Source organism: Streptomyces violaceusniger Tu 4113, assembly GCF_000147815.2.
Taxonomy (GTDB): Bacteria; Actinomycetota; Actinomycetes; order Streptomycetales; family Streptomycetaceae; genus Streptomyces; species Streptomyces violaceusniger_A.
In genome coordinates, this window is sequence record NC_015957.1 from 7,619,344 (window position 1) to 7,637,131 (window position 17,788).

The following is a 17,788-nucleotide window of genomic DNA, read 5'->3' on the forward strand; positions in this document are numbered from 1 at the left end:
CTTTCGTCGTTCCGTCCCTGACCCCCGTGGGTCGTTCTCAGTCGCCCTTGCCGAGCTCCCAGAGCTGGAGCATGGTCGAGGAGTCGAAGGCGTACTCGGCGCCGATGACGTTCTCGCGGGCGGCCACATAGGTGTTGCCCTGCCACAGCGGGAGATAGGGCACGTCGCTGGCGACGGCGTTCTGGATCGACTGGAAGTCCTTGTCGGCGAGGCTGCGCTGGGCCTCCTGCCGGGTCTTGGGGAGCAGCTCGTCCTGGATGGTGCTGTTGCGGTAGGGCGAGTTGAGGAAGTTGTCCGTGGTGAGGAACGGCGCGGTGTAGCTGTCGGGGTCCGGGAAGTCGGGCAGCCAGCCCATCCCGGAGGCGGAGAACTGGCGCTTGATGAGCGCGGGGCGGAAGTCCCGCCACGGGTAGCCCTTGATCGTGACGGAGAAGAGGCCGCTGCGGTTGAGCTGCTTCTTCAGCTCCTTGAACTCCCCGGCCGTCTCCGGACCGTAGTGGTCGGTGGTGTAGGTCAGCGTGAGCTTCACGGGGGTGCTGATACCGGCGTCGCGCAGCACGCTCTTGGCGACCGCGGGGTCCGGGTCGCCGTACTCGTTGTGAAACGAGTTGATATGCGAGGAGATGCTGGTGGGGATCATCGAGTAGAGCGGCTCGGCGGTCCGCTTGTACACATCGCGCACCAGCGCCTGGCGGTCCACGAGATGGGCGATGGCCTGCCGGACCGCCTTGTTTTTGACCGCCGGGTCCGAGGTGTTGAAGACCAGATAGCGGATGCCCTGCCCGGAGGACTCGAAGAGGCGCACGCCCTTGACGTCGCCCTTGTTGAGCTTGTCGATCTGGTCGGGCGAGAAGCCGCGGTGGACCACGTCGATGTCGCCCTTGACCAGGGCCTTCTCCATGGTCGAGGCGGAGTCGTAGAAACGCATCTCCGCCTTGTCGGCCTTGAGCTGGACATCGCCCTTGTAGTGGGAGTTCTTGGTGAAGACGACCTTGACCAGCCGGTTGTCGCGCACCTCGGTCTTGGCGGAGTACGGGCCCGAGCCCGTCATCTCGAACCCCTTGCGCAGCGCGTCCGGCTTGTAGACCTCGCTGTCCAGGATCGCGGCGGCCGGAGTGGTGAGCTTGGACGGGAAGGTCGCGTCCGGCTGCGAGAGGTGGATGACGATCTCGCGGTCGCTGGGGGTTTCGATCTTGTCCACGTTGGACAGCAGCGACTTGGTGCCGTTGGGGTCGTCGATGCGCAGCACGCGCTCGAGGGAGAACTTGACGTCCTCGGAGGTCAGGTCGTGACCGTTGGAGAACTTCAGCCCGCTGCGCAGCGTGCAGCGGTACTGCTCGCTCTGCCGGTCCTGGAAGCCGCACTTCTCGGCGGCGTCGGGTATCGGCTCGGTGCCGGAGCGCGGCAGTCTCATCAGCGTCTGGAAGGCGTTGTGCAGCACGCTCCAGGAGGCGAAGTCGTAGGCCAGGGCCGGGTCCAGCGGAGCGGGCGCCGCTTTCGACGCCTCTATGCGGTCCGTGCTGCCCAGGACGATCGCCTCACCGTCCGAGCCCGAGCCGTCGGTACCACCGCACGCGGCGAGCGTGGAGATCAGGAGGCCGGCCACAGCCGGCAGCACCAGCGACTTGCGCGTCATTGTCGGGAGTCTCCCTGCCATCGATCAACTACTCGCGACGAGATTAGTCCGCGACGCCGACCATGCTCAGACACAACGAAGTTGAGGCGATATCACGCCCCGATAACGAGCGGCCATCGACCGATATCCGGACGCCGCCACGATTCGTATGGCATGCCACTAATCCGGACACATGGGTTCACCCAAATCGCATCAGACGGGACGCGCGACAGAGAAGCGCCCCATCCGCTCGCCACATGTGCAGTGATAAACATCACGTTCCCTTGTCGCCAACGGAACGTGAAAAGTGCGCCCGCGCTATTCAGTTTGCAATTTACAGAAATACGCTCGGTGCGCGTTCAGTGCATTGCGGTGACCAGAGTACGCAGAAATGAAAGATCGACTTCTTCGAGCGAACCGACGACCGTACGCCCCGCGGCGGGCTCGATCGGCACCACGGACGGCACCGCGACCACCCGGCACCCGGCCGCCTCCGCGGCCCGTACGCCCGTGTCGGTGTCCTCGATGACCACACACCGCCCCGGCTCGGCGGCCAGTCCGGCCGCGGCGAACAGATACGGGTCCGGATGCGGCTTGGTCCGCTCGACCTCGTCGCCCGCGACCGTCAGGGCGAAGTGCTCCGGGCCGAGCGAGTGCAGGACCCGGTCCATGACCCGCCGGTGGGAGGCGGAGACCAGGGCGGTGGGGATGGACTGCGCGGCCAGCTCGGTGAGCAGCCGGCGGGCGCCGGGCAGCATCGGCACACTGCCGTCGATCAGCTCGGTGAAGCGGCTGTTGAGCAGGCCGGTGAGCTCGGCGAGGGCGATCTCGGCGCCGGTGGCCTCGATCAGGAACTGGGCGCTGCGCGACATCGGGCCGCCGACGACGACCTGGCGGTACTCCTCGGCGAGCGCGTGACCGAGCTCGGCGAAGATGGCGACCTCCGCGTCCCACCAGATGCCCTCGGTGTCGACCAGGGTGCCGTCCATGTCGAGCAGAACGGCTTGCAGTGCCGAGCCTTCGGCCGTACGGGTATCGACGGCGGGGATGCTGCTGGTCATCCAAACACCTCCGGATAAGGGGCACGAAGGCCGGCCCCCTTCCACTGGCGGGAAGGCGACCGGCCTCTACCGGATCGACCAGTCTACGTCGCGTCGCGCCGACGCGCCTCGTGAGCACCGTAAGGCGGTCACGAACCGCCGCCGGAGGACTACCGCGCGTTGAAGTACTTGGCCTCCGGGTGGTGGATCACGATGGCGTCCGTGGACTGCTCGGGGTGGAGCTGGAACTCCTCCGAGAGCTTCACCCCGATCCGCTCGGGCTGCAGCAGATCGGCGATCTTGGCGCGGTCCTCCAGGTCGGGGCAGGCGCCGTAACCCAGCGAGAAGCGCGCGCCGCGGTACTTCAGCGCGAACATGTCCTCCATCTCGCTCGGGTCCTCACCGGCGAAGCCCAGCTCGCCCCGGACCCGCGCATGCCAGTACTCGGCCAGCGCCTCCGCGAGCTGGACGGAGAGGCCGTGCAGCTCCAGATAGTCGCGGTAGGAGTCGGCGGCGAACAGCTCGGCGGTGGCCTCGCCGATCTTCGAGCCGACGGTCACCACCTGCAGCCCGACGACATCGGTCTCACCGGACTCCTCGGGCCGGAAGAAGTCGGCCAGACACAGCCGGCGGCCGCGGCGCTGGCGCGGGAAGGTGAAGCGGGTCCGCTCGCTGCCGTCCTCGTTCAGCAGGACCAGGTCGTCGCCCTTGGAGACGCACGGGAAGTAGCCGTAGACGACGGCCGCCTCCAGCAGGTTCCCGGTGTGCAGCCGGTCCAGCCAGCCGCGCAGCCGGGGCCGTCCCTCGTTCTCCACCAGCTCCTCGTAGCCGGGCCCGTCGCCGGTGCGGGCCTGCTTGAGCCCCCACTGGCCCTTGAACAGCGCCCCCTCGTCCAGCCAGGAGGCGTAGTCGGCCTGCTGGATGCCCTTGACCACGCGGGTGCCCCAGAAGGGCGGGGTGGGGAGGGGATTGTCGGTGGACACGTCCGAGCGCGCCGGGCCCTCGTCCGGCTCCGGCTCCCGCACCTGGGCCGCGCGCTGGGGGACGCGGCGCTGCCGGAGCTCGGGGAGCGCGGCGCCGGGCACACCGCGCTTGACGGCGATCAGGGCGTCCATGAGGCGCAGGCCCTCGAAGGCGTCGCGGGCGTAGCGCACCTCGCCCTCGTAGATCTCGTGCAGATCCTGCTCGACGTACGCGCGGGTGAGGGCGGCGCCGCCGAGGATGACGGGGAACTGGGCGGCCAGCTTGCGCTGGTTGAGCTCCTCCAGGTTCTCCTTCATGATCACTGTGGACTTCACCAGCAGCCCGGACATGCCGATCACATCGGCGCGGTGCTCCTCGGCGGCCTCCAGGATCGCGGAGACCGGCTGCTTGATGCCCAGGTTGACCACGTTGTAGCCGTTGTTGGACAGGATGATGTCCACGAGGTTCTTACCAATGTCATGGACGTCGCCGCGGACGGTGGCGAGCACGATGGTGCCCTTGCCCTCGTCGTCCGACTTCTCCATGTGTGGCTCCAGATGCGCCACCGCGGTCTTCATGACCTCGGCGGACTGGAGCACGAACGGAAGCTGCATCTGGCCGGAGCCGAAGAGCTCGCCGACCACCTTCATGCCGTCCAGCAGCGTCTCGTTGACGATCTGCAGGGCGGGGCGCTCCTGGAGCGCCTCGTCCAGGTCGGCCTCCAGGCCGTTGCGCTCACCGTCGATGATGCGCCGCTTGAGACGCTCGTCCAGGGGCAGCGCGGCCAGCTCCTCGGCCTTGCCCGCCTTGAGGGACTTGGCGGTGGCGCCCTCGAAGAGCCCCATCAGCTTCTGCAGCGGGTCATAGCCCTCGGCGCGGCGGTCGTAGATCAGGTCCAGGGCGGTCTTGACCTGCTCCTCCTCGAACCGCGCGATCGGCAGGATCTTGGAGGCGTGCACGATCGCCGAGTCCAGGCCCGCCTTGACGCATTCGTCGAGGAAGACGGAGTTGAGCACGATCCGGGCGGCCGGGTTGAGGCCGAAGGAGATGTTCGACAGGCCCAGCGTGGTCTGGACGTCCGGGTGGCGCCGCTTGAGCTCGCGGATCGCCTCGATGGTGGCGATGCCGTCCTTACGGGACTCTTCCTGACCGGTGCAGATGGTGAAGGTCAGGGTGTCGATGAGGATGTCCGACTCGTGGATGCCCCAGTTGCCGGTCAGGTCGGCGATCAGCCGCTCGGCGATCTCCACCTTGTGCTCCGGCGTACGGGCCTGGCCCTCCTCGTCGATGGTCAGCGCGATCAGGGCGGCGCCGTGCTCCTGGGCGAGGCGGGTGACCTTGGCGAACCGTGACTCGGGGCCGTCCCCGTCCTCGTAGTTGACGGAGTTGATGACCGCGCGTCCGCCGAGCTTCTCCAGCCCGGCCCGGATGACGTCGACCTCGGTGGAGTCCAGGACGAGGGGGAGGGTGGAGGCGGTGGCGAACCGCCCGGCCAGCTCCTCCATGTCCGCGACGCCGTCCCGGCCGACGTAGTCCACGCACAGGTCGAGCAGATGGGCGCCCTCGCGGATCTGCTCCCGGGCGATCTCCACACAGTCGTCCCAGCGGGCCTCCAGCATGGCGTCGCGGAACTTCTTGGAGCCGTTGGCGTTGGTGCGCTCACCGATCGCCAGATACGAGGTGTCCTGGCGGAACGGCACCGTCTGGTAGAGCGAGGCGGCGCCGGGCTCGGGGCGCGGGGAGCGCTCGGTGGGGGTCATTTCACGGACCCGCTCGACGACCTGGCGCAGATGCTCGGGCGTGGTGCCGCAGCAGCCGCCGACCAGCGAGAGCCCGTACTCGCGGACGAAGGTCTCCTGGGCGTCGGCCAGCTCGCCCGGGCTGAGGGGGTAGTGGGCGCCGTCCTTGCCCAGCACCGGAAGGCCGGCGTTGGGCATGCAGGACAGCGGGATACGGGAGTGGCGGGCGAGATGGCGCAGATGCTCGCTCATCTCGGCGGGGCCGGTGGCGCAGTTGAGGCCGATCATGTCGATGCCGAGCGGTTCGAGGGCGGTGAGCGCCGCGCCGATCTCGGAGCCGAGCAGCATGGTGCCGGTGGTCTCGACGGTGACCGAGCAGATCAGGGGGAGGCTGACACCGGTGGCGTCCAGGGCGCGACGGGCGCCGAGGACCGCGGCCTTGGTCTGCAGCAGGTCCTGGGTGGTCTCCACCAGGAGGGCGTCGGCGCCACCGGCGATCATGCCTTCGGCATTGGCCTGGTAGGCGTCGCGGAGGGTGACATACGGGGCGTGGCCGAGGGTGGGCAGCTTGGTGCCGGGGCCCATGGAGCCCAGCACCCAGCGCTGGCGTCCGTCGGCGGCGAACTCGTCGGCGACCTCACGGGCGATCCGGGCGCCGGCCTCGGAGAGCTCGTGGACGCGGTCGGGGATGTCGTACTCACCGAGCGCCGCGTGGTTGGCGCCGAAGGTGTTGGTCTCGACGCAGTCCACCCCGGCGGCGTAGTACTCCGCGTGGACCGAGCGGACGATATCCGGGCGGGTGACGTTGAGGATCTCGTTGCAGCCCTCGAGCTGCTGGAAGTCGTCGAGACTGGGGTCCTGCGCCTGGAGCATCGTCCCCATCGCGCCGTCGGCGACCACCACGCGGGTGGCCAGTGCTTCGCGGAGCGCTTCGGCTCGGGCGGCGGATGTGGACGATGGCGTATGCGAGGCCATGGATGTGCTCCCTGGAGTGCGACGGCTGTCGGCTTTGCGCCCTCCCTGGGGACGGCGCACCACGCCAGGGTAGCTGCCAGTGGTCATTTGACGATGGTCGTTCCATCAGCCGGGATGGGGCGCGGCCGGCCGGCCCTCGGCGGGCCCTTGATCGTCGACACATGGCCTTCCGGTACCGCGGGGTCGACATGGACCGATAGTGTTCAGCATTGTCGAACCGCAGTCAGGAGGTTGGCGATGGCCCGGAACATCCAGTCGCTGGAGCGCGCCGCCGCGATGCTACGCCTGCTCGCCGGTGGTGAGCGACGTCTGGGACTGTCCGACATCGCCTCCACTCTGGGGCTGGCCAAGGGCACCGCGCACGGCATATTGCGCACGCTGCAGCAGGAGGGCTTCGTCGAGCAGGACGAGGCCTCCGGCCGCTATCAGCTCGGCGCGGAGCTGCTGCGCCTGGGCAACAGCTATCTGGACGTGCACGAGCTGCGCGCCCGGGCCCTGGTGTGGACGGACGACCTGGCCCGTTCCAGCGGCGAGAGCGTGTACCTGGGCGTGGTGCACCAGCAGGGTGTGCTGATCGTCCACCATGTCTTCCGGCCGGACGACAGCCGTCAGGTGCTGGAGGTCGGCGCGATGCACCCGCTGCACTCCACGGCCCTGGGCAAGGTGCTCTCCGCATACGACCCGGTCGCCCACAGCGAGGTGACCGAGGCCGACCGTAAGGCGTTCACCCCCCGCACGGTGACCGGGGAGCGGGAGTTCGAGGGCGTGCTGGACCTGATCCGGGCGCGCGGCTGGGCCTCCGATGTGGAGGAGACCTGGGAGGGCGTGGCGTCGGTCGCGGCGCCCATCCACGACCGGCGCCGGCTGCCCGTGGGCGCGGTGGGGATCACGGGCGCGGTCGAGCGGGTGTGCGACGACGGGGAGCTGCGCTCGGAGCTCGTGGCCGCCGTACGGGACTGCGCCCGCGCCGTCTCCCGGGACCTGGGCGCCCTCCGTTTCTGAATCGTGGCGACCCGCGCGGATCTGCCCCCATATCCCGGCATGACCTGCTTCATCACGGTTTCACATACGCGCGATTTTTCCTTCACACGACCCTTGACGGGGTCTTCGCCGTGAAGAAAACTGCCGTTCATCGGTCGGCATTGTCGAACACCTGACGACAATATTCGCTATGGTGGACTCGCCGCGGGCCGACCAACGCCCTCCCACGAGGGCGCGGACCACCGGTGAGAACCCGGGGGTTCGCCTTCCCCTGGACGAAGGACAAAGGAGTCGCGGGTGTCCAGCTCCGACATCTTCATCGGCGAGACCATCGGTACCGCCGTACTCATTCTGCTCGGCTGCGGTGTCGTCGCCGGCGTGATCTTGAAGCGATCCAAGGCGTTCGAGGCCGGGTGGGTCGCCATCACCCTCGGGTGGGGCTTCGCCGTGCTCACCGGCGCGTATATCTCGGCGCCTCTCTCGGGGGCCCATCTCAATCCGGCGGTGACGCTCGGCCTCGCCATCAAGGGCGGCATCGAGTGGAGCGATGTGCCCATCTACTTCCTCGGGCAGATGCTCGGCGCGGTGATCGGCGCGGCGCTGGTGTGGCTCGCCTACCTCGGCCACTTCCACGCCCATCTCACCGACCGCGAGATCGTCGGCGGCCCGGGCGCCCAGGACACGGTGGCGGCGGACAAGCAGCAGGCCACCGACGCCGGCCCGGTGCTGGGCGTCTTCTCCACCGGCCCCGAGATCCGGAACGTCGCACAGAACCTGGCCACCGAGATCATCGCCACGGCCGTGCTGGTGCTCGCCATCCTCACCCAGGGGCTCAACGGCGACGGCAAGGGCCTGGGCGTCATCGGCATCATGATCACCGCCTTCGTGGTGGTCGGCATCGGCCTCTCGCTCGGCGGCCCGACCGGTTACGCCATCAACCCGGCGCGTGACCTCGGTCCCCGTATCGCCCACGCCCTCCTGCCGCTGCCCAACAAGGGCGGCTCGGACTGGGGCTATGCCTGGATCCCGGTCGTCGGCCCGCTCATCGGCGGCGCCATCGCCGGCGGGATCTACGAGATCGCCTTCGCCTAGCCCACCCCACCACCCGCAGGAGAGCAGCAGATCATGACCGACACCCACACCACGAGCGCCTCGTCCCACGGCCAGGGCCCGTTCATCGCGGCCATCGACCAGGGCACCACCTCCAGCCGCTGCATCGTCTTCGACCGCGACGGCCGCATCGTCTCGGTGGACCAGAAGGAACACGAGCAGATCTTCCCCAAGCCCGGCTGGGTGGAGCACGACGCCACCGAGATCTGGGAGAACGTCAAGGAGGTCGTCGCCGGCGCTATCAGCAAGGCCGGCATCACCGCCATCGACGTCAAGGCGATCGGCATCACCAACCAGCGCGAGACCACCCTGCTGTGGGACCGCAAGACCGGTGAGCCGGTGCACAACGCCATCGTCTGGCAGGACACCCGCACCGACGCCCTCTGCCGCGAGCTCGGCCGCAACGTCGGCCAGGACCGCTTCCGCCGGGAGACCGGCCTCCCGCTGGCCTCCTACTTCGCCGGTCCCAAGATCCGCTGGCTGCTCGACAACGTCGAGGGGCTGCGCGAGCGGGCCGAGGCGGGCGACATCCTCTTCGGCACCATGGACTCCTGGGTCATCTGGAACCTGACCGGCGGCGTCAACGGCGGCGTGCATGTCACCGACGTCACCAACGCCTCGCGCACCCTCCTGATGAACCTGCACACCCTCGACTGGGACGAGAAGATCCTCACCTCGATTGACATCCCGGCCGCCCTGCTGCCGCGGATACGCTCCTCGGCCGAGGTCTACGGCCACACGGCCGAGGGCATCCTGGCGGGCGTGCCGGTCGCCTCGGCGCTCGGCGACCAGCAGGCGGCCCTCTTCGGCCAGACCTGCTACGCCGAGGGCGAGGCCAAGTCGACCTACGGCACCGGCACCTTCCTGCTGATGAACACCGGCGAGAAGCCGGTCAACTCCTACAACGGGCTGCTGACCACCGTCGGCTACCGGATCGGCGACGAGAAGCCGGTCTACGCCCTGGAGGGCTCCATCGCCGTCACCGGTTCGCTGGTGCAGTGGATGCGGGACCAGATGGGCCTGATCAACAGCGCCGCCGAGATCGAGACCCTCGCCAGCTCCGTCGAGGACAACGGCGGCGCGTACTTCGTGCCCGCCTTCTCCGGCCTGTTCGCCCCGTACTGGCGGGACGACGCGCGCGGTGTGATCGCGGGCCTGACCCGCTATGTCACCAAGGCGCACATCGCGCGCGCCGTGCTCGAGGCCACCGCCTGGCAGACCCGCGAGATCGTCGACGCGATGACCAAGGACTCCGGGGTCGAGCTCACCGCGCTCAAGGTCGACGGCGGCATGACCTCCAACAACCTTCTGATGCAGACCCTCTCGGACGCCCTGGACGCACCCGTGGTGCGCCCGATGGTCGCCGAGACCACCTGCCTCGGCGCGGCCTACGCCGCCGGTCTGGCCGTCGGCTTCTGGCCGGACACCGACGCCCTGCGCGCCAACTGGCGCCGGGCGGCCGAATGGACCCCCCGAATGGACGCGGACGTCCGCGACCGCGAGTACAAGAGCTGGCTCAAGGCCGTGCAGCGGACCATGGGCTGGATCGAAGACGAGGAGTAATCAATGACCACCCTGCAGAGCGTTCCGTCCCTCGGAACGCACCCGGCTGCCGGTTCGAACCCGAGCCGAGCCGAAACCCGGGAACAGCTTTCCAAGGCGACGTACGACCTCCTGGTGATCGGCGGCGGCATTCTGGGCATCACCACTGCCTGGCACGCCGCGCAGTCCGGGCTGCGGGTGGCGATGGTGGATGCCGGTGACTTCGCCGGCGCCACCTCCTCCGCCTCCTCCAAGCTGCTCCACGGCGGCCTGCGCTATCTCCAGACCGGCGCGGTCAAGCTGGTCGCCGAGAACCACTTCGAGCGGCGCGCGGTCTCCCGTACCGTCGCCCCGCACCTGGCCAACCCGCTCACCTTCTATCTGCCGGTCTACAAGGGCGGCCCGCACGGCGCGACCAAGCTGGGCGCGGGTGTCTTCGCCTACTCGGCGCTCTCCGCGTTCCGGGACGGCGTCGGCCATGTGATCGGCGCCGAGCGGGCCGCGCGCGACGTCCCGGAGCTGCGCACCGAGAACCTCAAGGCGGTCGCGGTCTACGGCGACGGCCAGATGAACGACAGCCGCATGGCTTTGATGACGGTCCGGGCGGCCGTGGAGGCGGGCGCCACCGTCCTCAACCACGCCGAGGTCATCGGCCTGCGCAAGAGCGACGGCCGGGTCACCGGCGCCGAGCTCAAGGACCGCACCGACGGCACCGAGTTCGGGGTGAACGCCCGTCTGGTGCTCAACGCCACCGGCCCCTGGGTGGACCATCTGCGCCGGATGGAGGACCCTAACGCGGCGCCGTCGATCCGGCTGTCCAAGGGCGCGCATCTGGTCCTCAAGCGCACCTCCCCCTGGCGGGCGGCGCTGGCGACCCCGATCGACAAGTACCGCATCACCTTCGCCCTCCCCTGGGAGGACATGCTGCTGCTGGGCACCACGGACGAGGAGTTCGAGGGCGACCCGGCCGATGTCGCGGTCAACGACAAGGACGTCGCCCAGATCCTGGACGAGGCGGCCTTCTCCATCCGCGACCAGCAGCTCTCCCGAGACCTGATCACCTACTCCTTCGCGGGGCTCCGGGTGCTGCCCGGCGGCCCCGGGGACACCGCCAAGGCCAAGCGCGAGACCGTGGTCACCGAGGGCAGGGGCGGGATGCTCTCCATAGCCGGCGGCAAGTGGACCACCTTCCGCCACATCGGCCGGACCGTGATGCAGAAGCTGGCCGAGCTGCCGGGCCGTCCGCTCGCCGACGACATGGAGCCGGTCAAGCTGCTGCCCAAGCACATGCCGCTGCCGGGCCTGGCCAATCCGCACGCCGTCGAGCACCGGCTGCTGGTGGACGGCGGCACCCCCGGCCCGCGCATGGCGGCCGACACCGCCCGTCACCTGGCGACCCACTACGGCTCGCTCTCCTTCGACATCGCCCGGCTGGCCAGCGGCGACCCGGCGCTCGCGGAGCGCGTCCACCCGGACGCCCCGGAGATCTGGGCGCAGGTCGTCTACGCCCGGGACTACGAGTGGGCGCGCACGGCCGACGACGTACTGCGCCGCCGCACCACCCTGACCATCCGCGGCCTGGACTCCGAGGACATCCGGAGCCGGGTCGAGGACCTGCTGGCCAAGCGACCCTGACCCCCGCGGGGCCGCCTTCCCAGGTCCGGGCGGCCGGGTGAGAGGAAACGTCTTCTCACCCGGCCGCCCGGACTCGGTTCGGGCCCCGGCCGGATCGCCCCGGTGGTGCGCCGGGAGGCGCCCGGCACGCCGCGGAGCTGACCTGAGGCTTCCCCAAGCTCCGTCGCCTGTAGGGCAGTTGGCGGTGATCCAGTGCGGCGGCCGCAGACTTACTCGCGCGTTAAAAATCTGCTGAATCGCTCTTGCCTTCTTCGGCGGTGCGCGCATCAATGACATCGCCCGTGGATGACGGGCGGGAACCCCCCACACATCAGCGCACTCCCCCACTCCGGAAGGCAGTCCCATGAGACGCTTCAAGCTCGGGATCAGCACGGCAATGGGAACAGCAGCACTGGCCGCCGGCGCGCTGGCGCTGGCGCCGACCGCCTCCGCGGTCGACCCCACGACCGCGACCCTGACCGCCGATTGCGGGACCTACGGGTCGGGCCTGGCCACCCTCACGGCCACGCAGAGCGGGACGGCCGCGACCATCACCCTGTCCTCGGGAGCGATCAAGGCTCCGATCGACGTTCCGGCGGGCTCGGTGAGCTCGACGCTGACGCTGTCGAAGAACGGCTCCGGGACCACCACCTTCACCGGCAACGCCAACCCGGCCATCCCGACCGGCTCCGATGTGACCACCGGCCCGCTCAAGGGCACGGTGGCCGCGGGCGACGTCCTGGAGGCCAAGTCGCTCAAGCTGGTCATCTTCGGCCTGATCACGGTGAACTGCACCGCCACCTCGCCCCAGACCCCGGGGCCGTTCACCTTCTGAGCCATCCGATGAACAACCGGCTCTGAGCCCGTCTTCGGGCCCTCCCGGCAGCAGGTCCCAGCGGACCGGCGGCGTCCCCGGCAGACGCCGCCGGTTTCGCGCACGGCATAAGTCATAATGGACCTCTGATACATCGGATGTTTTGCTCCGGGGAGGTCCACCATGGCGGTCACCGACGAGGCGATCGAGAAAATCAAGGGCATGATCGTCTCGGGCGCGCTGCGCCCCGGTGACCGGCTCCCCAAGGAGAGTGAGCTGGCCGCCGATCTCGGGCTGTCCCGCAATTCGCTGCGCGAGGCCGTGCGGGCCCTGTCGCTGATCCGGATCCTCGACGTACGGCAGGGCGACGGCACCTATGTGACCAGCCTCGACCCCCAGTTGCTGCTGGAGGCGCTGAGCTTCGTCGTGGACTTCCACCGCGATGACACCGTACTGGAGTTCCTGGCGGTACGGCGGATCCTGGAGCCCGCGGCCACGGCGCTGGCCTCCACCCGGATCAGCGAGGCCGAGCTGGACCGGCTCCAGGCGCAGCTCGACGCGCTCGGGCAGACGCCGTCGGTGGAGGAACTGGTCGCCTGCGACCTGGAATTCCACCGCGGCATCGTCCAGTGCTCGGGCAACTCGGTGCTCTGCTCACTGCTCGACGGGCTCTCCGGGCCCACCACCCGGGCCCGGGTGTGGCGCGGTCTGACCCAGGAGGACGCGGTCAGCCGCACCCTCCATGAGCATCGGGCGATCCTCTCCGCGCTGCGGGACCGCGACGCGGAGGCGGCACGGTCCTGGGCGACGGTGCACATCGCGAGCGTGGAGCAGTGGCTGCGCTCCACGCTGTGAACGTCGGCAGGCGGCGCGCGCCTTACGGCTGGAGGCCGTAGGCGCGGACCGCGTTGCCGCCGAAGACGGCGGCGCGCTCGTCCTCGCCGAGCGGGAGGGTGGACCGCTCCGCGAGGGCCACCACCTCGTCGTAGGTGGCGGCCAGGACACACACCGGCCAGTCGGAGCCGAACAGCACCCGGCCGGGCCCGAAGGCATCCAGGACGTGCCGCGCGTACGGCAGCACCTGCTCCGGCTTCCACTCGTCCCAGTCGGCCTCGGTGACCAGACCGGACAGCTTGCAGTCGACGTTGGGCAGGGCCGCGAGCGAGGTGAGCTGCCGGGCCCAGAGGTCGCGCTCGCCGCTGGCCACGGGCGGTTTGGCCGCGTGGTCGAGGACAAAGCGCACCTGCGGCAGCTCGCGGACGGCGTCGATGGCCGCGGGGAGTTCGCGCGGGGTGACCAGCAGGTCGTAGACCAGTCCCGCGTCGGCCACGGCGGCGAGCCCCCGGCGGGCGTCGGCGCGGTCCAGCCAGCGCGGATCCGGCTCGTCCTGCACCTGGTGGCGCAGGCCCACCAGCCGGTCGCCGCCGGGTCCGGCGGCCAGCTCCGCGAGCACCTCGCCCACCCCGGGATCGGTGAGGCCGGCCCAGCCGACGACGCCCGCGATCCGGTCCGACCCGCCCGCCAGGGCCAGGAGTTCCCGGGTCTCCTCGACGGAGGAGCTGGACTGGACGACGACGGTGGCGTCGATCCCATGGGCGTCCAGATGCGGGGCGAGGTCGTCCGGGGTGAAGGTGCGGCGGATGGGCTCCGCCCACGGGCCGTCCATCCACGGCTGCTCGCGGCGGGTCAGGTCCCACAGATGGTGGTGGGCGTCGATACGGCGAGGCAAGGTCACTCCTCGGGGGTCGGGACCGGCAGCGGGATGTCCTCGTCGAGCAGCCCGCGCGCCACCAGAGCCTGCCACAGCTCATCGGGGATGTCGTGGGTGAACAGCTCGGCGTTGTCCCGGACTTCGGCCGGGGTGGCGCAGCCGACCACCGCCGCGGCCACCGCGGGGTGACCGAAGGGGAAGCGCAGCGCGGCGGCCCGCAGCGGCACCTCGTACTCGGCGCACACCTCGGCCAGCCGCCGGGCCCGCGCCAAGAGTTCGGGCGGCGCCTGCTGGTAGTTGTAGCGGGCCCCGGGGGCGGGGTCGGCGAGCAGCCCGGAATTGTAGACCCCGCCGACCACCACGGAGGTGCCGCGCCGCTCGCACACCGGCAGCAGATCGTCGTGGGCGGTGCGGTCCAGCAGCGTCCAGCGCCCGGCGCACAGCACGACGTCCACATCGAAGTCGGCGACGAACCGGGCGAGGAGGTCGCTGTGGTTCATGCCGAAGCCGATGGCCCGGACGAGCTTCTCCTGCTTCAGCTCGGCCAGCGCCGCGAAGCCCGTCTCATAGACCTCACGGATGTGGTCTTCCGGATCGTGCACGTAGACGATGTCCAGGGCGTCGACCCCGAGCCGCTCCAGGGAGGACTCGAGGGTGGCGCGGATGCCGTCCCGGGTGAAGTCCCACATCCGGACCCGGTCGGGGGTGTCGGCGAACCCGTCCGCCTGGACCGGCTCCCCGGGGGCGCGCGGCCGCAGCCGCCGCCCCACCTTGGTGGAGAGGGTGTACGTGGCGCGCTCGCGCCCGGCCAGCACCCGCCCCAGCCGCTCCTCGGAGAGACCGACGCCGTAGTGCGGCGCGGTGTCCATATACGTGAGGCCGGTGTCGAACGCCGCCCTTACGGTGTCCCGCGCGCGCTCCTCCGGCACCGCCTCGTAGAGATTGCCCAGCGGCGCGCAACCGAGGCCCAGGGGTGGTACGCGCACCCCCGAGCGCCCCAGTTCGCGCGGGCCGCTCGGGGCCCGTCCTCCGTCGCCCACCATGGCTTCCTCCCGACCGGCTCTCAGTCCTGCTTCTCGCCGCTGGCGTAGCGGGAGATGATCAGCGCGACAATGATGATCGAGCCGTTGATGAACTGGTTCCACAGGGGCGGTACCCCGCCCAGGGTCATCACATTGACGACCAGTTGCAGCGTCAGCACGCCCGTGAGCGCGCCGAAGAGCGTGCCACGGCCGCCCTTGAGGCTGATTCCGCCGATGACCGCGGCGGCGAAGACCTGGAAGATCCAGCCGTTGCCCTGGGTCGCGGCGACCGAGCCGTAGTGGCCGGTGTAGAGGATGCCCGCGAAGGCGGCGAGGAGTCCGCCGACGCTCAGCACGATCCAGGTGATCCGGTCCACCCGGATGCCCGCCGCCCGCGCGGCCTCGGGGTTGCCGCCGATCGCGTACAGCGCGCGCCCGTGCCGCAGATAGCCCAGCGCCAGGCCGCCGAGGGCGTACAGCCCCAGGCAGATCCATACGGCGGCGGGCACGCCCAGCCAGTCGGCCTTGCCGAGGTAGCGGAAGGACTCGGGGACGTTGACGATGGACTGGCCCTGGGCGACGCCGACCTGCAGTCCGCGCAGCATGGTGAGCATGCCCAGGGTCGCGATGAAGCCGTTGACGCGCAGCTTGAGCATCAGGAAGCCGTTGGCCGCGCCGATCAGCGCCCCGACCGCCAGGCACAGCGGTATGGCGGTCCACACCGGCAGCAGCCCCAGGCCATCGAACCGCGCCCCGTGATCGGGCAGGACGAGCCACAGGGCGATCACCGGTGCCACGGCGATGGTCGACTCCAGGGAGAGGTCCATCCGCCCGCTGATCAGGATCAGCGCCTCGCCCAGCACCAGCAGCCCCAGTTCGGTGGACTGCTGGACGACGCCGATCAGGTTGTCCTCGGTGAGGAAGGCGGGCGAGACGATGAAGCCGATGACGCCGAGGACGAAGATCACGGGGACCAGTGACAGATCGCGCCAGCGCGCGATGTCGATCCGCGGCCGGCCCCGCCCCACCGGGCCGTCAGCCACCGCCTCCGCGGTTTGCTGGCGTGCCGTATCGGTCATGACTGCCTTCCTTCTGTGCGGTCTTCTGTGTCCCCCGCCGTGCCGTTGGTGCCCGGCTCGGTCATGCCCTCCATGGCGGCGACGAGCTGACGGTCGTTCCAGCCGCTGTCGAACTCCGCGACCACCCGCCCGTGGAAGAACGCCAGGATCCGGTCGCAGACCCGCAGATCGTCCAGTTCGTCGGAGACGATGACCGCGCCGCTCCCGGCCGCGGCGACGTCCCGTACGACCCCGAGCAGGGCGTCCTTGGACTTCACGTCCACCCCGGCGGTCGGGCGGATCGCGACCAGGAGGCTGGGCTCACGGGCCAGTGCCCGCGCGATGACGACCTTCTGCTGATTTCCGCCGGACAAACCCGAAACGGGCTGCGAGGGGCCCGAGGTCTTGATGTCCAGGGAGGTGATCATCCGCTGGGCGAAGGCGCGGGTCCGGGAGGGCAGCACCGTGCCGTAGGGCCCGAGTTGGTCGGTGACGGTCAAGGTGGCGTTCTCGGCGACACTGCGGCCCAGGACCAGGCCCTGGTCGTGCCGGTCCTCCGGGACGTAGCCGATGCCCGCGTCGATGGCGTGCGGCACGCTGCCGGGCCGCACCGGGCGGCCGCGCACCGAAAGCTGCCCGCCGGCCGGTTTGCGCAAGCCCACCAGGGTCTCGCCGACCGCCGTGTTGCCGCTGGCCGTGGCCCCGGCCAGGCCGAGTACCTCGCCGGGGCGCACCACCAGGTCCAGCGGGTCGAACTCGCCCTCCAGGGTGAGCCCTTCGGTGCGCAGCACCGGCTCCCCGCCCGGGTCGGCCGCCTTACGGGCGACGGGGGCGCGGACGGCCGCCCGGGAGTCGCCCCCGGGCGCCGTGCCGTCGTCCCCGGTCATCGCCGCCACCAGCTCCTCCTTGGGGAGGTCGGCGACCGGGGCGGTGAGCACATGCCGGGCGTCGCGGAAGACGGTGACGGTGTCGCAGAGTTCGTAGACCTCCTGCAGATGGTGCGAGATGAACAGGAAGGCGACCCCCTGCCGGCGCAGTTCGAGCAGCTTGGCGAAGAGCCGGTCGATACCGCCCGCGTCGAGCTGGGCGGTGGGCTCGTCGAGGATGATCAGCCGGGCGCCGAAGGAGAGGGCGCGGGCGATCTCCACGAACTGCCGCTGCTCGACGCTGAGGTCCTTCGCCCGCGTCTGCGGATCCACCTCCACGCCGTACTCGGCCAGCAGCGCACGGGCGTCCTCGCGCAGGGCGCGCCAGCGGATGTGGCGCGCCCCCGGGAAGCGGTTGAGGTAGAGGTTCTCGGCGACCGTCAGGTCCGGGACCACCATCGACTTCTGGTAGACGCAGGCCACCCTGCGCTGCCAGGCGGCGGTGTCGCCGTAGCCGGGGGCGGGCTCGTCCCCGAAGGTCACCTCGCCCTCGTCCGGGCGCTCCATCCCGGTCAGGACGGACACCAGCGTGGACTTGCCCGCCCCGTTGCGCCCGACGAGCGCATGGGCCTCCCCGGGCCGGACGGCCAGCCGGGCGTGGTCCAGGGCGACGGTGGGCCCGAACCGTTTGACGATGCCCTGGGCCCGCACCACGGCGGGCTGCTCGACCGTGCCCAT

13 protein-coding genes are annotated in these 17,788 nt (G+C 70.1%); 6 read left to right on the forward strand and 7 right to left on the reverse strand.

Going from position 1 to position 17,788, the window contains the following annotated elements; genetic code table 11:
* Positions 1–37 precede the first annotated feature (37 nt).
* The 3 genes from STRVI_RS31010 to metH all read right to left on the reverse strand — a co-directional run bounded on the left by STRVI_RS31010 (position 38) and on the right by metH (position 6,332).
* Positions 38–1,636, reverse strand: a complete 1,599-nt coding sequence (locus STRVI_RS31010) for an ABC transporter substrate-binding protein (protein ID WP_014059520.1) — start codon at positions 1,634–1,636, stop codon at positions 38–40.
* Between the two features lie 338 nt (positions 1,637–1,974).
* Entirely contained in the window at positions 1,975–2,676 is a 702-nt protein-coding gene (locus STRVI_RS31015; RefSeq protein WP_014059521.1) for an HAD family hydrolase, read from the reverse strand.
* A 149-nt stretch (positions 2,677–2,825) separates the two neighbouring features.
* The gene (gene metH, locus STRVI_RS31020; RefSeq protein WP_014059522.1) at positions 2,826–6,332 is read right to left on the reverse strand and encodes a methionine synthase; all 3,507 of its coding nucleotides are present in this window, start codon (positions 6,330–6,332) and stop codon (positions 2,826–2,828) included.
* A 237-nt stretch (positions 6,333–6,569) separates the two neighbouring features.
* On the opposite strand from metH, the gene STRVI_RS31025 reads away from it, so the two are divergent.
* The 6 genes from STRVI_RS31025 (at position 6,570) to STRVI_RS31050 (ending at position 13,248) form a co-directional block, all read left to right on the forward strand.
* A complete protein-coding gene (locus tag STRVI_RS31025; RefSeq protein ID WP_014059523.1) occupies positions 6,570–7,334 on the forward strand; it encodes an IclR family transcriptional regulator in 765 nt (254 codons plus the stop codon).
* Between the two features lie 276 nt (positions 7,335–7,610).
* The gene (locus tag STRVI_RS31030; RefSeq protein ID WP_014059524.1) at positions 7,611–8,405 is read left to right on the forward strand and encodes an MIP/aquaporin family protein; all 795 of its coding nucleotides are present in this window, start codon (positions 7,611–7,613) and stop codon (positions 8,403–8,405) included.
* 33 nt (positions 8,406–8,438) lie between these two features.
* The gene (glpK, locus tag STRVI_RS31035; RefSeq protein WP_014059525.1) at positions 8,439–9,986 is read left to right on the forward strand and encodes a glycerol kinase GlpK; all 1,548 of its coding nucleotides are present in this window, start codon (positions 8,439–8,441) and stop codon (positions 9,984–9,986) included.
* A 3-nt stretch (positions 9,987–9,989) separates the two neighbouring features.
* A complete protein-coding gene (locus STRVI_RS31040; protein WP_014059526.1) occupies positions 9,990–11,600 on the forward strand; it encodes a glycerol-3-phosphate dehydrogenase/oxidase in 1,611 nt (536 codons plus the stop codon).
* Between the two features lie 343 nt (positions 11,601–11,943).
* Positions 11,944–12,414: a hypothetical protein gene (locus tag STRVI_RS31045; protein ID WP_014059527.1), complete on the forward strand. Its 471-nt coding sequence runs from the start codon at positions 11,944–11,946 to the stop codon at positions 12,412–12,414.
* 162 nt (positions 12,415–12,576) lie between these two features.
* A complete protein-coding gene (locus STRVI_RS31050) occupies positions 12,577–13,248 on the forward strand; it encodes a FadR/GntR family transcriptional regulator (protein ID WP_014059528.1) in 672 nt (223 codons plus the stop codon).
* Between the two features lie 22 nt (positions 13,249–13,270).
* Here STRVI_RS31050 and STRVI_RS31055 read toward each other — a convergent pair whose 3' ends face one another.
* The 4 genes from STRVI_RS31055 to STRVI_RS31070 are packed head-to-tail and all read right to left on the reverse strand — an operon-like array spanning position 13,271 to position 17,788.
* Positions 13,271–14,122 (reverse strand): amidohydrolase family protein, encoded by an 852-nt coding sequence (locus STRVI_RS31055; protein WP_014059529.1) that lies wholly within the window; start codon positions 14,120–14,122, stop codon positions 13,271–13,273.
* A 2-nt stretch (positions 14,123–14,124) separates the two neighbouring features.
* Positions 14,125–15,147 carry an aldo/keto reductase gene (locus STRVI_RS31060; RefSeq protein ID WP_014059530.1) on the reverse strand — a complete coding sequence of 341 codons (1,023 nt, stop codon included), beginning with the start codon at positions 15,145–15,147 and terminating at the stop codon, positions 14,125–14,127.
* 20 nt (positions 15,148–15,167) lie between these two features.
* Positions 15,168–16,205 carry an ABC transporter permease gene (locus STRVI_RS31065; protein ID WP_014059531.1) on the reverse strand — a complete coding sequence of 346 codons (1,038 nt, stop codon included), beginning with the start codon at positions 16,203–16,205 and terminating at the stop codon, positions 15,168–15,170.
* The gene (locus STRVI_RS31070; protein ID WP_014059532.1) at positions 16,202–17,788 is read right to left on the reverse strand and encodes a sugar ABC transporter ATP-binding protein; all 1,587 of its coding nucleotides are present in this window, start codon (positions 17,786–17,788) and stop codon (positions 16,202–16,204) included. Before STRVI_RS31070 ends, STRVI_RS31065 begins: the two co-directional genes overlap by 4 nt.

Coding starts and splice junctions, on each gene's coding strand:
- STRVI_RS31065 (WP_014059531.1), bottom strand. CDS start 16,205: ATGACCGATACGGCACGCCAGCAAACCGCGGAGGCGGTGGCTGACGGC.
- STRVI_RS31015 (WP_014059521.1), bottom strand. CDS start 2,676: ATGACCAGCAGCATCCCCGCCGTCGATACCCGTACGGCCGAAGGCTCG.
- STRVI_RS31025 (WP_014059523.1), top strand. CDS start 6,570: ATGGCCCGGAACATCCAGTCGCTGGAGCGCGCCGCCGCGATGCTACGC.
- STRVI_RS31040 (WP_014059526.1), top strand. CDS start 9,990: ATGACCACCCTGCAGAGCGTTCCGTCCCTCGGAACGCACCCGGCTGCC.
- glpK (WP_014059525.1), top strand. CDS start 8,439: ATGACCGACACCCACACCACGAGCGCCTCGTCCCACGGCCAGGGCCCG.
- metH (WP_014059522.1), bottom strand. CDS start 6,332: ATGGCCTCGCATACGCCATCGTCCACATCCGCCGCCCGAGCCGAAGCG.
- STRVI_RS31060 (WP_014059530.1), bottom strand. CDS start 15,147: ATGGTGGGCGACGGAGGACGGGCCCCGAGCGGCCCGCGCGAACTGGGG.
- STRVI_RS31010 (WP_014059520.1), bottom strand. CDS start 1,636: ATGACGCGCAAGTCGCTGGTGCTGCCGGCTGTGGCCGGCCTCCTGATC.
- STRVI_RS31050 (WP_014059528.1), top strand. CDS start 12,577: ATGGCGGTCACCGACGAGGCGATCGAGAAAATCAAGGGCATGATCGTC.
- STRVI_RS31045 (WP_014059527.1), top strand. CDS start 11,944: ATGAGACGCTTCAAGCTCGGGATCAGCACGGCAATGGGAACAGCAGCA.
- STRVI_RS31070 (WP_014059532.1), bottom strand. CDS start 17,788: ATGGGCACGGTCGAGCAGCCCGCCGTGGTGCGGGCCCAGGGCATCGTC.